This is a genomic window from Clostridia bacterium, from assembly GCA_034926675.1.
Taxonomy (GTDB): domain Bacteria; phylum Bacillota; class DTU025; order DTU025; family DTU025; genus JAYFQW01.
Genome location: JAYFQW010000046.1, coordinates 24,171 through 38,659, shown reverse-complemented (window position 1 = coordinate 38,659; position 14,489 = coordinate 24,171). Strand labels below are relative to the sequence as shown.

Annotated in this window: 13 protein-coding genes; 1 reads left to right on the top strand and 12 read right to left on the bottom strand. The window is 59.9% G+C overall.

Annotated features, from left to right (window positions below):
- Window positions 1–17: 17 nt before the first annotated feature.
- Both VB144_11235 and VB144_11230 read right to left on the bottom strand, forming a co-directional pair.
- Window positions 18–968: a creatininase family protein gene (locus VB144_11235; GenBank protein MEA4884205.1), complete on the bottom strand. Its 951-nt coding sequence runs from the start codon at window positions 966–968 to the stop codon at window positions 18–20.
- 81 nt (window positions 969–1,049) lie between these two features.
- A complete protein-coding gene (locus tag VB144_11230; GenBank protein ID MEA4884204.1) occupies window positions 1,050–1,724 on the bottom strand; it encodes a hypothetical protein in 675 nt (224 codons plus the stop codon).
- 173 nt (window positions 1,725–1,897) lie between these two features.
- On the opposite strand from VB144_11230, the gene VB144_11225 reads away from it, so the two are divergent.
- Complete coding sequence (locus tag VB144_11225) at window positions 1,898–2,158, top strand: hypothetical protein (GenBank protein MEA4884203.1); 261 nt, start codon at window positions 1,898–1,900, stop codon at window positions 2,156–2,158.
- Between the two features lie 234 nt (window positions 2,159–2,392).
- Here the strand turns inward: VB144_11225 and VB144_11220 are convergent, their stop codons facing one another.
- The 10 genes from VB144_11220 to VB144_11175 all read right to left on the bottom strand — a co-directional run bounded on the left by VB144_11220 (window position 2,393) and on the right by VB144_11175 (window position 14,453).
- Entirely contained in the window at window positions 2,393–3,616 is a 1,224-nt protein-coding gene (locus VB144_11220) for a P1 family peptidase (GenBank protein MEA4884202.1), read from the bottom strand.
- 453 nt (window positions 3,617–4,069) lie between these two features.
- Complete coding sequence (locus tag VB144_11215) at window positions 4,070–5,266, bottom strand: ABC transporter substrate-binding protein (GenBank protein MEA4884201.1); 1,197 nt, start codon at window positions 5,264–5,266, stop codon at window positions 4,070–4,072.
- A gap of 51 nt (window positions 5,267–5,317) precedes the next feature.
- Entirely contained in the window at window positions 5,318–6,034 is a 717-nt protein-coding gene (locus VB144_11210) for an ABC transporter ATP-binding protein (protein MEA4884200.1), read from the bottom strand.
- On the bottom strand, window positions 6,018–6,797 hold the full coding sequence (locus VB144_11205; GenBank protein MEA4884199.1) for an ABC transporter ATP-binding protein: 780 nt from the start codon (window positions 6,795–6,797) through the stop codon (window positions 6,018–6,020). Before VB144_11205 ends, VB144_11210 begins: the two co-directional genes overlap by 17 nt.
- Window positions 6,784–7,863, bottom strand: a complete 1,080-nt coding sequence (locus tag VB144_11200) for a branched-chain amino acid ABC transporter permease (GenBank protein ID MEA4884198.1) — start codon at window positions 7,861–7,863, stop codon at window positions 6,784–6,786. The genes VB144_11205 and VB144_11200 overlap by 14 nt, the downstream gene beginning before the upstream one ends.
- Before the next feature lie 3 nt (window positions 7,864–7,866).
- Window positions 7,867–8,736 (bottom strand): branched-chain amino acid ABC transporter permease, encoded by an 870-nt coding sequence (locus VB144_11195; GenBank protein ID MEA4884197.1) that lies wholly within the window; start codon window positions 8,734–8,736, stop codon window positions 7,867–7,869.
- Window positions 8,737–8,805: 69 nt separating this feature from the next.
- Window positions 8,806–9,987 carry an acetyl-CoA C-acetyltransferase gene (locus tag VB144_11190; protein MEA4884196.1) on the bottom strand — a complete coding sequence of 394 codons (1,182 nt, stop codon included), beginning with the start codon at window positions 9,985–9,987 and terminating at the stop codon, window positions 8,806–8,808.
- A complete protein-coding gene (locus VB144_11185; protein MEA4884195.1) occupies window positions 9,984–10,271 on the bottom strand; it encodes a hypothetical protein in 288 nt (95 codons plus the stop codon). The genes VB144_11190 and VB144_11185 overlap by 4 nt, the downstream gene beginning before the upstream one ends.
- Before the next feature lie 32 nt (window positions 10,272–10,303).
- Window positions 10,304–11,044, bottom strand: a complete 741-nt coding sequence (gene fabG, locus VB144_11180; GenBank protein ID MEA4884194.1) for a 3-oxoacyl-ACP reductase FabG — start codon at window positions 11,042–11,044, stop codon at window positions 10,304–10,306.
- A gap of 154 nt (window positions 11,045–11,198) precedes the next feature.
- Window positions 11,199–14,453 carry a BTAD domain-containing putative transcriptional regulator gene (locus VB144_11175; GenBank protein MEA4884193.1) on the bottom strand — a complete coding sequence of 1,085 codons (3,255 nt, stop codon included), beginning with the start codon at window positions 14,451–14,453 and terminating at the stop codon, window positions 11,199–11,201.
- Between the last annotated feature and the right edge of the window lie 36 nt (window positions 14,454–14,489).

Below are 14,489 nucleotides of genomic sequence, written 5' to 3'. Positions count from 1 at the left end.
ACCCGAGCCATTGCTCGCTACTCCGGCAGCCGCCGCATCAATCGTATGCCCCATAGCATGGGGGCGATATGCACAGGGTCAGCGCCTCCGCTAGCAAGAGCGCGCTCGAAGAGTTCTGTGGCTACCTTCACCCGTGCGGCGATCATTGCCTCGCCAGCCTCGCGCGTCGCCCTGCTCGGATCGCCCATGTATGGAACCATGTTGGGATCGCTCACCCAGGCCAAGGTGTTGGCCAGGTGCTCAAGGTCCTGTCCGAGAACACGCCCGCCCAGAGCCCGCAGGAACCTGCCAAGGCCAGCCGTCAAAGCCGCGCCGCCCTTAACCGGCGGCGGCAGCGACGGCGCTGCCTCGCGATAGTTCGCGGGCGCCCGCTCCGGGCATGATGCAAGCATCAGGGATGTCTCGTTCGTCCCGGCGTGGCTATCTGGGTCGTCACCGCACACTCCAGGGCCCAAGCCGGTCTTCTTCATAAAACCCGGATCATGCTGCACCATGTAGCGAAAGTCTAGGTTGAACGGGTCGATCAGATAGAATCTGTGATTGCGCCACAGCCTCCTGGCAGCTGCTTCAGTGGCCATCTGATGCCTCGGCCCGCCATGGTTATCGGCCACGAACAGGTAATGGAAGCCTTGCCTCGCAAGGCCCTTTCCGTACGCAGTAAGAACGCCCTCCACATGGGCCGCCGGCACCGAAAGCGACCCCTTCACTGGAAGGGCGTCTGATCCCGCGTACAGCGGAGGCAGCTTCACGAACGCCAGCTCCGGGTGACTCTTGTGCAACTCGACGGCGTATCGGATGACCAAGTCCTCTGAGATGAACACGTCGGTCCCTACAGGAAGGTGGGGTCCATGAACTTCGATAGGGCTCACGCTGATAAGAAACACGGTGTGATCGCGATCCAGCGCCGTCAGTTCCGGCAAGCGCATCTCCACATACTCCCGGATTGTGATATCGCCTGGGTCTGCCATTATGAAGCACCTCCTGCGCTAGAATAGCTGATGCATCGCCATCAGGCATCGACAGCACGTATTGACATCAGGCATCAGTTTTCAACCCCTCGGCTTGGCGCGTCCGCCCTCTCTGCGCACGGCCCGGCCCCCGAACAGCGAGGCCAGAAGCAGCGGTATGGGTATGAACACAGCACACCAGGCCAAAAGGGCGATGCTTCCAAGGCGGACCGCTCGGGTCGTGGCCTCCCCCTGCGGCGCCGACATGAGCAATGGGTAGACGACGGTGGGAACCGCCAGCAATCCGTGGATAGTGCACAGCCTCGATAGCCACAGGCCGTTCTTCGCCCCTGTGAACACAGGCGCTGCGAACCAGGTGGACAGGGCCATGAGCGTATACCCAAGCATGTCGACGGCGAACATCACCGAACCGGCATTGAAGCTCAACAGGTTCAGGGCCTCGCGGGAGAGCAGCGCGGCGCCAGCGCGCACCACAGTGAGCTGCGTGTAGTAGCAGGCGCTGACCAGGACCGCGTACATAATGGCAAACGATAGGCTAATCTGGCTCCACACGCGCTTCTCGCGTGGCGCCCATCTGTTGACCGACGCCATCATGGCCACGAACCCCCACGCAAGGATGATGCATGTTCCGTACGAGAGCATCTCTGTGTGATGACCCGTAAGGCCAACTGCCAGAAGGGCCGCAAACAGCGCAACGGCGCTAGCTGCCACTATCGACGCCCAGCGGCCAACTACGTATGTATCTCTGCCGGTCACTCTGGATCACCTCAATTCCCTTCGCCTGCTGCGTGTCTGTTCTACTCGCGCAGCCCATATCCTTCAACCGCAGTCCACCCCATGCGCCTGACGCCGACAGGAAAGCACCCTGCAGATACCGAACAGATGCCTGTTGCCATATGTGGACTATCACATCTGAGGGAGTCGATGAAGTGGACGCAATCGATTGGATCAAGCGAACCTTGGCGCCGGAGCAATGCACTTCGGAGCGGTTCATCTACGATGACATGGAATCTCAGTCAGGCGGGGAGTTGCCCATCGTGTACCGGCCTTTCGACACTGCGCGCAGGTCCCACTGGAATGACCGCGGGCACATACTCGATTTCCTCCTCGCCACTCAGGGCGAAGGCGGAGGGTTGCTGGACTACGGCCCCGGGGACGGCTGGCCTTCTCGATGCGCTGCACGGAGCTGAGTGCGAGGCTCACTGAGGTCGGATTCACGGAGGTCCTCCCTACCACAGCGGCGGCGCATTCGCATCCCGGCTGTACAGCAATCTGCCAGAGGCGAAGCGCCCGAGCAGCCTGGAACAGGTGGACGAGGTATTGCGTCCAGCAGTTCAGGTTGTTGTGGGAATGCCAGCGCCGATTGATGACAATCCGATGATCACGGCTGTGAAGTAGGGCCAGGTGGCCCCAACCTCCAATTCTCACGCGCGACCCCTCGGCGGAAGAGTCTCATGCCAGTTCAGCGTGTTGTACTTGCGCATGACCCGCAGCAAGTCGTCTATGTTTATCGCCTCGACGGTATTTCCGTCTCGCCCCACAACCGTTGTGGCTCTGAGAATGGAATTGAGCACCGCTTCCTCCGTCGCTTCCACGACTGCAAGGAAAAGGGCTGATACTGCGTCATTGCTCATCACTGCAGTCGTTAGCACCGCCGAGCCGGATGAGTGCGGAACTCGCTGCGCTGTTGAGAAGGAAATGAAGAAGTCGCCGGAGCCGTTGCTGCCGAAGAATCCCGTCCTGGCAAGGCCCATGCCCGCCCGTTTCGCCAGCCGCCTGAGCTGGCGGTGGTCCATGGGCGCATTCGTGGCGATGATCACCATCACCGAGCCATCGTCTACCGGCCCGACAGCCGATCCGTTCTCAAGATGTTCATCAGGACTCTCCGGGAGTCTCTCTTCGAGGCACTCCTTGTACGCAAACCGCCCAAGCTCGCGCCCAACAGGAGCCCCGTTTACAGTGAGCACACCTCCGAAGTTCGACTGCACAAGCACGCCGACGGTGAATCCTCCCAGCTTCCCCGGAAGCAACCTGGACGCGGCGCCGATGCCGCCCTTCCACCCCATGCAACTGCTTCCGGCGCCTGCTCCGACCGAACCCTCGTCAACGGGCCCTGAGAAGGCGTTCCGTATCGCCGAAAACACATCTTCCTTGTGAACGTGTCGCCCCTGAATGTCGTTGAGGCTGCCATCGTTGATCTCTCCCACCACGGGATTGACGGTCCCGGTGTTCACGCCGATCTCCGGGTTCTGCCCAAGTGACCACTCGACGACCGCGTCGGCGACGATCCCCACGTTCAACGTGTTCGTCAGCACTATCGGCGTCTCAATGTTGCCCAATTCGTTCACCTGGCAGATCCCTATGGACTTGCCGAAACCGTTCAGAACGTAGGCAGCAGCAGGCACTTTCTCCTGAAACAGATTCCCATCGTGAGGCAGTATCGCGGTGACGCCTGTTCTCACAGGCCCCTCCCCGCGGACCAACTTCCCCTCGCCTCTCGAAATGGTACAGTGCCCCACCATTACCCCGGGCACATCAGTTATTGCGTTGTACGCGCCTGGCTCGAGTATCCCTGTGTGTATTCCGATATCTCGGGCCCGCGGACGTGGCTGAACCCTCTCCTGAGCTTGAGGCAGAACGCCAGACAAGGCCATCACCTGATTTCAAAAACGTGCCCAGCCGGGCAGGTGTTACACCACACAGCAACACGCTGCATCACGCAGCAATCGCGCCGTACCTGCTAGGTGTAGTACGCGCCGCAATATGCATTCACCGTCACACAGACTAATCCTGCATCAGCGCCATCCCGTCTAGCGCCCCAAAAGTGACGGTCACAGCGGCTGGTTTCCTCGTGATCGCCGTAGCCGCCACTCCCGGGCCCGGATCGGCTGAGGGAGATCCTTCTTGCAGAAGGGATGAATCCGGTTTAGGCAGGAGCGCGGGCCGCACAGCCGAGAGCCGCATTTAGGGTTCAGCGTATCGCAACAGGTATAAGGCCCGGGCGGCAGGACTCTCGCCTGTCGCCCGGGCCTTGCAGTTCCAGATCGATGGTCTCAGATCGATAGCCCTAGATCAATTGTCCTAGCTCAGGCTTGCCCAGGTCATATCTTCAGCTTGATCCACTCGGAGATGACCTCGACTGAACCCTGCTCGAACTTGGGCTTCATGAACTTCATGAAGTACATCGAAGCCTTGCCTGACCTGAACTCTGGGGTGTAGGTGATTCCCTTTGCCATGATGCCGTCCCAATCGTTGAAGGTCTCCATTGCTGCAATGAGTCCCTCTCGGGTGGGGTTGTTGCCGGCCCGCTTCAGGCCCTCGGTGAAGACTTCAGCCGCAATGAAACCGGCAGCGGCGAAGGCGCTCGGCATCTCCTTCGGGAAGCTCTTCTGATAGATCTCAAGGTACTTGGCGGAATCGGCGTCGTTTCCGAGCACGGGCACCCATCCTGGGGCGATCAGGCCCACGCACGCCTCGCCGGCGAGGGCAGGCATCTGAACGGGATCGGCGTTGACGTAAGTGGTCAGGAACTGGGCATTCAGGCCCATCGTGGCCGCCTGCTTCAGGAGACCGGCGCACGGCTTCAGGGTTGAGTAGATGATGACCGACTCAGGCTTGGCCTTGATCAGCTTGAGGATCTGAGAGCTGAAGTCCACGTCGGCGGCGCCGAAGTTGACGACCTCCACAGGCTCCATGTTGTACCTGGAAAGCTGGTCCTTCACGCCGCGAAGGCCCTGGGATCCGATATCGGTCTGCTCACACGCAACCGCGATCCGCTTGTGCTTGAGGTGCTCAACCACGTACTGGGCGATGATGCGGCCTTCACTGATGTAGTTGGGCTGGACCGGGAAGAACTGCTTCTTGGGAGGGTACGCAAGAGACGAAATGCCGCTCCCCTGATAGATCGAGGGCACGTCCTTCTCCACGATGTAGTCGATAGTCGCAGCCAATCCGGGAGTCCCCAGAGTGCCCACGAGCGCGAACACCTTGTCCTGCTCCACGAGCTTCTTTGTGGCGGCGATTGAACGGGATGCCTGGAACCCGTCGTCCTCCACGATGAGCTTGATCTTCCTGCCATTGACGCCGCCCTGGGCGTTGATCCAGTTCAAGTAGGCCTCCATGCCCTTACGCATGTTGATGCCAACGACAGCAGCCGGCCCGGACTGATCCTGGAATGCCCCAATTAGGACTTGGTCAGCAGTTATGCCAGGCACTGGCGCGGCGATGATCGTGCCGGGGATGGTCACTAGGAGAAGAGCGACGAGGCACGCCGAGACCGAAAGCCAGAACTTCTTCATGCTTTTCGCCTCCACATATTTGTCATCTGAACACGCAGGACCCAAGTGCGACTACCTGCCCGCATTCCCGCCCAAGTAAGACCGCTTCACCTCCTCGCTCTTCATAAGCTCTTCGCTCCGGCCGGATAGGACAACTTTGCCTATCTCAAGAATGTAGGCCCGTTTCGAGATGGCCAGGGCCAGCCGGGCGTTTTGCTCAACGAGGAGTATTGTCGTGCCCTCATCATTGAGGGTCCTAATGATATCGAATATCTGCCTCGTGACTATGGGCGCGAGTCCGAGAGAAGGCTCGTCAAGGAGAAGCAGCCTCGGACTGGCCATGAGAGCGCGGCCGATCGCCAGCATCTGTTGTTCTCCTCCGGACAGGGTGCCGGCCGGCTGGGTTTCCCGCTCCTTCAGGATGGGGAAACGCGCATACACCCGTGTGAAGTCATCGGGGATGCTCCTGCGATCGCGGCGCGAGTAGGTCCCTATCAGGAGGTTCTCCTTCACTGACAGCTCCGGGAAGACCTGCCGTCCCTCCGGCGCCTGCACGATGCCTAACGAGACTATGCGTTCGGGCGGGCAGCCATCGATGCGCTTGCCTGCAAACTCGATGCTTCCAAAGGCCGGTCGGCATATGCCTGAGATCGCCCTTAGTGTGGTGGTCTTCCCAGCTCCGTTTGCACCGAGCAAGGCCACTATTTCGCCCTCGCGGACCTCGAGAGACACGTCAGTGAGTGCAGAGACCATGCCGTAGTTGACCTGGAGCTTACTTAGTCGCAGCATCTTCTGTGTCCTCCCCGAGGTATGCTTGGATAACCGACGGGTTTCTCTGCACCTCCGAAGGGGTCCCCTCCGCGATCTTGCTGCCGAAGTTCATCACGGTGATCGCGTTGCACAGGCCCATAACGAACGACATGTCGTGCTCCACTAGGAGGACCGTCATCTGGAATTCGTCCCTTATCCGCCTTATCACCTTCGCGAGCTCAACCCGTTCTGTTGGATTCATCCCCGCCACGGGCTCATCTAGAAGGATCATGCTTGGACGCAGAGCCAGAGCCCTACCGAGCTCGATCAGTTTCTGCACGCCATACGGCAGGCCAAGCGCCGGGCGTGCCGCGTACTCGGCAATCCCAAGGAACTTCAGGACCTCAGCGGCTCGCAGCCGGAGTTCCACCTCCTCGGCTTTCACCCTTCGCGAGAGGAAGGCCCCTCCGATGAAATCAGCGGCGCCGGCAGTGTGCATCCCGAGAAGGATGTTGTCCATCACTGTCTGGCCGCGGAACAGCTCCACGTTCTGAAAAGTCCGGCCGATGCCGCGGAGCACTACATCGTGGGGTTCGCAGTCCAGAGGTCTGCCGGCGAAGAAAATACTTCCTTCCTCGGGCCTGATGAAACGGCTGATGCAGTTGAAGACGGTGCTCTTGCCAGCCCCGTTGGGTCCAATCAGACCGTGTATATCTCCCTTCTCCACCTTGAAGCTCAGGGAGTTCACTGCAACAAGCCCGCCGAACCTAACGGTAACCCCATTGAGCTCAAGCATCGCCATGGCTCGCACCCCTCTTCACACCAGATCTGAGGCTCCTAATGCGCCACGGTAGGCTCACGAGCCCATATGGCAGGAACAGCACCACGAGGATCAGCGAGATCCCTGATAGAACCAAGGGCAGATTCTTCACGCGGCTGAACACGTGGGGAAGCAGGGTCATGAACACCGCTCCCAGTATTGAACCTGGAACACTGCCCAATCCGCCCACCACAATGGAGGCAAGCAAAGTCATGGACACTGCGCCGCTGAAGTCGAAGGGGCTCACGTATTTCACCAGATGCGCGTAAAGGCTCCCTGCCATTCCGGCGTAAAAGGCGCTTATGGCGAACGCGGCCACCTTGTACTTGGACAGGTTTATCCCCATAGCCTGCGCCGCCACTTCGCTATCCCGAACAGCCATCAGGGCCCGGCCAGGTCGCGTGTGAAGCATGTTCCTAGCCGCTTCAATCAGCAGCCATGTCACAACAAGAGCAAGGTAGTAATAGCGGAGGTCGGTGTCGAACCTAAACCCTAAGGCCGAGGCGGTGGGCACTTTCATACCCTGGTATCCTCCTGTGAAAGCCTCCCACACCGCCGAGAGCTGGCTCACCGCAACACCGAAACCGAGAGTGCAAATGGCCAGGTAATGCCCTCTCAGCCTCAGCGCCGGGATTCCAAGGCCAAGGCCAACGACTGCCGATAGCAGCGCCGCCAGGATCATCGCGACTGGGAACGGTAATCCGAACCGGCCTGTAAGGATCGCAGAAGCGTAGGCCGATATGGCCATGAACCCTGCGTGCCCAATCGATATCTGCCCGGTGTATCCTGTGAGGATGTTCAGTCCTAGGGTAACTATCACGTACACCATCACGAGGCTATAGATGTAGACTACATACGCCCTATCCACGGCCACGGTGATCAGAGGAAGCAGGATCAGAGCCAGAGCAAGCATGAGTCTCTTGCTGGTGGGCGTTGAGAGGAAGCCATGTCGCGCACGGACGCTGATGGCAGCTGCGGGCCTCGCCGCAGAAGCCGCAGAAGCTGCACGATCCGCACACGCCCTGCTGCCAGATGCTCTATCCTTCATACGTCACACCTTCCTTCTCTGAGTCGAGCCCAGAAGCCCGTTTGGCCTGATGAACAGGACGACCATGATGAGCGCAAAAGCGAATGTGCTCTTCAGCTGAGTCGATATGTAGCCCGCCACGATGTTCTCAAGAACCCCGAGAAGCAGGCCTCCCAACACGGCGCCAGGCAAACTAGTGAAGCCTCCGAGAACAGCGGCTGTGAACGCCTTGATCTGCACTTCCGCCATCATGCTCGGACTCAGGAACGTAGTAGGCGCGATGAGTATCCCCGCCACCGCCCCCAGCACGGCGCTAATGCCCCAGGTCAGCGAGTATACCCTCGGCACAGGGACCCCCATCAGCCGAGCGGCCCGGGAATTCTGGCTGGTCGCTCTTATCGCAATGCCGGCCATGGTGAACCTGAGCACCGCATAAAGCGCTCCCGCCATTGCCAGCGTCACTGCGAGCACAAGGAGGGTATCACGGGTGATGATGAGATCGCCGACGAAGAGAGGCGCGCCTCGCACTGCGCGTGGGAAACTCATTGGGTCGAATCCCCACACCCAGCCGGCTGCTCCACTCAGCACCATGAGTAGGCCGAGTGTCATTATCATCATGCTGATCAGCGGCCCGTTCTGGATCGGCCTCAGGAACACACGCTCTACGATCATGCCGAATAGCGCAGCGAATACGAGTGCGCCGAGGGCGGCCAGGACGTAGGGAAGCCCTGCGCGCACGAGCAGCGTGTGCGCAACGAACGTGGATATCATGGCCATCTCGCCGTGGGCGAAATTGACTATGTCCATTGTGCGGTATATCAACACTAGCCCCAGCGCCGCCAGGGCGTACAGGCACCCCGCCGAGAGCCCGCTTACGATCTGCTGGCCGAGCATCTAGCCAACCCCCAGTCCTAGTTCCGCCGGTCCGGCCGGGTCCCACAGTTGCGTTAGCCAAGGGCTCCCTCAGACGATCTCTATCACGGCGGAAACGCCCTGCCCTCCGCCAACACACAGAGTGGCAAGGCCCTTCTTGAGGCCCCTGTCTATGAGTGCGTGGATCAGCGTAACGAGAATGCGAGCGCCGCTCGCGCCCACTGGATGGCCGAGAGCTATGGCCCCACCGTTGACGTTGACACGGGTGGGGTCCCAATTGAGTTCCCGGGCAACCCCCAGAGACTGAGCTGCGAATGCCTCATTGGCTTCGATGAGGTCCATGTCGCCTACGGCCGCGCCGATCTTGGCGAGTGCCTTCTTCGTGGCTGGAACAGGGCCCATGCCCATGATGGATGGCTCTACTCCAGCGTACCCATAGGAACGGATCACCGCGAGAGGCTTGATCCCAAGCTTCGCTGCACGCTCGGCGCTCATCACCACCACGGCTGCAGCCCCGTCGTTTATGCCAGATGCGTTCCCAGCTGTGACTGTTCCGTCTTTCTTGAACGCAGGCTTCAGCTTGGCGAGGCCCTCGATCGTGGCGCCTGCCCGAGGATATTCGTCCTTGGCGAACAGAATCGGATCGCCCTTCTTCTGCGGAATCTCCACAGGCACGATCTCGCGTTCGAACTTACCAGATGCGATGGCCGCGTTCGCCTTGATCTGGCTTGCGAGGGCGAACTCGTCCTGCTCCTGGCGGGTGATTCCGTACTTGGCCGCTACGTTCTCAGCCGTGATTCCCATGTGCACGTCGCCGAACGGGCACCACAGGGCGTTCATTATCATCTCGTCCTTGATCTGGCCATGGCCCATGCGCATACCCCATCTGGCGCTGTCCATGAAGTAAACCGCGTTGGACATGCTCTCCGCCCCGCCAGCTACCACGATTTCGTCATCGCCGGCCCCAATGGCCTGGGCAGCCAGCACGACTGACTTCAGCCCGGAGCCGCACACCATATTCAACGTAGTGGCGGGAACCTCGACTGGCAGGCCTGCCTTCAAAGATGCCCTACGCGCGGGATTGGAGCCCTGCGCCCCAGTTAGGATGCTTCCAAGGAATACTTCATCCACAGCTCCAGGCTCTACACTCGAACGCGCCAGTGCCTCCTTGATAGCGATAGCCCCGAGTTCCCAGGCTTGGAATGGCGCCAGAGTGCCATTGAACGAGCCGATTGCAGTTCTGACCGCAGATGTAATGACGACCTCTCTCATTCCTCTGGACTCCTTTCGAGCTGGTGTTGATAGCCGAAGGCGCTTACACGTCCCTCGATGAACTCCATCGCTTGCGCAAAATCGGTGAAAAGCCGCTCCTCGCCGGATTGTATGTGCCTTACCAGCACCCGCCATCTTGGCGGCGCCTGGCGTTGGCCATGATCTACGGCCTCAGCCTCGATTCCCACCGATTCGGATTGGCCGATCGCAGCCCCAGCTTCATCAATCTCCTGCGTGAATCGCACCACGAAGGACGCCATCACAACTTCGCCACAGCCGCCCATGTTCTCCTCCTCCGCCGCGAGCATGCGGAACGCTAGATTGTCACGCCTCCGTCGACTGAGAGAACGGCCCCGTTCACGAAGTCCGACTCATCGGAGGCGAGGAATAGATAGGCGTTCGCGATGTCCTTTGGAAGCCCGAGCCGGCCCACTGGGGTCTTGGACTTCATTCCATCGAGCACAGTCTCCGGCATCTTTGCAGTCATGTCAGTCAGAATGAAGCCAGGGGCAACAGCATTCACGCGTATGCCCTTCCTGCCGAGCTCGCGCGCCCATACCTTGGTCATCCCGATCACGCCGGCCTTGGCAGCAACGTAATTCGTCTGCCCGAAGTTGCCCTGAATCCCAACCACCGAGGAGGCGCTCACGATCTTCCCCTTGCCGGCGGGCGCCATCACTGCCGCAACCGCCTGGGTGAAGTTGAACACTCCCTTGAGGTTAATGCTGATGACCCGATCCCACTGCTCCTCAGTCATTTTCATAAGGCTAGCATCCGCGGTTATGCCAGCGTTGTTGATGAGAATATCGATTCTCCCGAACTTTTCGACTACCGTAGCCACAGTCTTCTTTACCTGCTCGCTTGAGGACACGTCAACCTGCAAGAACAGAGCCGCGTGCCCCGCAGCGGTAAGCTCCGCCTCGAATGCCCGGCCCGCGGCCTCGTTGTAGTCCGCGATGACCACCTTTGCTCCCTCTGCCGCGAATACCCTGCAGGTCTCCTTGCCGATTCCCGACGCACCGCCTGTCACTATCGCTACCTTGCCATCAAGCCTCATCGAACTGCACCTGCCTCATATTTCATTCGGGTCGTACATCGCGCATGTCAAGGTGAACGGTGCGGGGCGAGAAACACAATGCCCGCACCCTACGCTGTAAGCGTAAGATGCGGGCGTTGCCCGGGAGTTGCAGAGGAGTTACACTCCATACTCCTCATGTTCCAAGGATTCTCCTGTAAAGCTCCTTCGTGCTGGGCATCGGAACGACGCCGAGGTCATGTTCGAGCCTGTCAACACACCGTTCATACGCCCTGACAGCCGCCGAGCGGGACCCAAGCTTGAAGTGGCACAGCATCAGCAGCCGGTAGGCTTCCTCCCAGCAATTGTCCCTGGAGATGAGCCTCTCGCACACATGAATGCACTCTTCGTAGTGCCCACCCTCGGCCAAGAGCCTCGCATACTTCGACGCAGAACGCAGATACAGCGACAGGACACGCTCCCTCTCCACGGAGCACCAGTCCTCATATAGCAGGCCAGCCAGATAATCGCCCTCGTACAGCTCGAACCCGCGCCTGTACACCTCAAGAGCATCGGCAGGTGAACGGTCGTTGAGGAGGTTGCCCTTCGACATCAGCGACTCAAACTCCTCAGCATCAATCCAGTAACTAGATGCGAGGTTCAAACCATACGCATCCCCCTGCCTGACGATGTAGAATGAGCTTCCCCGAGCAGGCCGAGAGGGCTCAAGTGCATTCGACAGGGCGTTCAGAGCCACCTTGAAATCCCGATTGGCAGTCTCGTAGTCAAGTCCTGGCCACAACGTTTCGAGTATTCGCTCCTTGGGGACGAGCTCGCGCCTGAAGGTAATGAGGTACTGGAGCAGGCGCACGGCCTTCTCGCGCTTGAAATCGCGAAGACCCACGTCATCGCGACCGCGAAACACGCGGAACTGCCCAAGCGTCCTCACGTATAGGGTATACCCTGGATGGCTCTCCACCCTCGATAGCCCCAGGGACGCCATGAGCCACGACACATACTCCGGACGCACATCCAACCTCCGCGCCTCAAGAAGCACCGGAACGAACACATTCGGGTCCTTCGGGCCGAGGAAGGTTGGACGAGCGGTGAGAAACTCATATGCGTGGGTCTGCATAAGTCCGAACAGCGCCCGCGATGTGTCAGCGAACGTAGCTGATGCAGCATGCGCAGGCAGGAGTGCGATCGCCTGCCACAGCAGGCTAACACACACCCCATAGGTGTCTCCGCACTCCTCGAACACGGCTTCTGAACGGTGAAACCACTCGAGCGCGTGCTCATATTCCCTATGGTAGAAGAATGCCGCTCCCATAGAGACCATCGCGAGCGCTCGCAACCAGCCATCTCCAGCCTCATCACATATCCTTATGCTCTCCCGCGCATTCGCTGCGGCTCTAGGAAGCTCACCGTAAGCACCCTCTAGAAACGCCAGGCCAAGCAGGGGTTCAGCACGGCCCCGGGCCACATGCAGTTCATCCGACAGCTGGATGGCCCGTTGGTACGCTTCCTGGGCCTCCCGCATGTCCTCAACCGACATCAAAGGTTTGAGCTGTAACGCATGTCCAAGGCGCATGTAAGCCACTGCCTCGGCAAATGGCGACCTGAGCCTCTCGGCGAGGGCGATGCCTTCCCGGGCACAAGAGAGAGCACGCACCGGTTCGCCGAGGAATGAGTAGATCAGAGACAGCAAGAGCCTGCTCTCCCTGTGTGAACGCGGCGGCCTATCAGATCCGAGGTCCTCCTCTGCCTTCATCCGTCGCTCCAAGGCTCGCTGTGCAAGGCTTATGCGCCCAGTCCGCAGGTAAACGCGGATGTCCATTTCGCTCTCAACCGCATGCTCCGACAGGGCGTCCGCCTCTTCGGAACAGTGAACCGCCCCCTTGAGATCCCCCTGGTTCGTCTTGTTCTCTGCCATCATGCGCAGTATCTGGGCCCGTTCGAAACGGGAATCGGCGGGAAGAAGCTCAAGCGCCTCTGTGAGCAGCCCCTCTGCCGGGGCGGGTTGGACCGTGTCAAGATACACTTGGGCCTTCCCTGCTGTGGCCATGGCCTCTGCTGCACGATCCCCTGAGGAACGATACACAACTGCCGCCCGGTCCAACAGTAAAAGGGCTTCATCGAAGCGACTTCGCATGCGAAGTGCAGTAGCGTGGGACACGAACAGCTCGGGCCGAGACTGAAGCAGATCAGCGGGTATCTGCTCCACCCAGCCGATGAGGGTGTCGGCCCTGCCATCAGAGAGCAGACGGTCTGCTACGCGGGTCAGTTCACGGGCGGCAGGATGAAACTCGCCTGCGGCGATCAGATGACCTATGGCCTTCTCGTGGTGGCCGCGGTCGCAGTACACCCGTGCAGCTGCGATATGGGCCTGCTGCGCCGGGGGCAGGGCCCGTGATTGGACTCCCGCCTGAGGCAGTTCCGGCGCCCGAGCGGCCAGCCGCTTTCTCAGGAACTCCTGCAGCACATTGTGGCATCGCGCCGCGCCTCCCTGGTCATACAGGAAAAGCCCTGTCTCGCGGGCCTTGAGGAATAGCTCAGCGCCACGTCCTGAGGGGACCACGGCGTCAGCCAGTCCAGTATCGATCTCATCCAGGATGCTGGTGCGCTCCAGGAAATCCACAAGCTCGGCATCAAGCCTCTCAAGGACCTCGCACGCGAGGTAGTTGGCGAGGCCTGAAAGCGACGAGAAATCACCAGCCAGAATTCTCTCCAGTGCCGCTCCCTTTCTGAGCGCCTGATTGGTGAGCTCCATTCCCATCGCCCATCCCTCAGTGCGCAGATGCACGAGGTTGGCTTCGTCGGGAGAGAGCGGGATCCCGTACCCGTCCGCAAACAGCTTCTCCACCTCATCCATGGAGAAGGCGAGTGCATGGGCGTCGATCTCGAGTACCTCTGCCCGAGTTCGCAACCTCCTCACCCATTCATACCCGACCTTCTCCCTTCCGGCCACTATCCAATGAACGCGGCCGGGCTGGAAGCCCACGAGAGTCTCCAAGGCCCTCCCCACCCTTGGGTCGGAACCAGAATGATCAAAATCGTCGACTATGAACAATGGCTCATCCAGTTGGGAAACCGCCCGCACTGCTCCGGAGATGACCCGCGCCGCCTCGTCGAGATCCTCGCGGAGCACCTTCGCCAGGGATGGTGAGTCGATGCTGCCTGGGCAGCGACAGTTGATCGAGCAAGCCAATCCAATCAGAAAAGCGACAGGATCCCGATCATCGCCAGTGAGCGAATACCAGAACTTCGGGCCTGCATAGGAGTCGAACAATGCGCTAAGCTCCGTGCTCTTCCCGTAGCCAGGACCGGCCTGCACAAGGGTTAGGCCATAGTCGATGGCTTCGGAGAATAGCGCAGTCAGGCGTGGTCTTGATATGACTGTCCTTCTACGTCTAGGGGGTATGATCTTGGCATCAGCAATAACATCGGCCACTGGCATGGCCTCCAACCAGACGAAAATCCCTTCTCG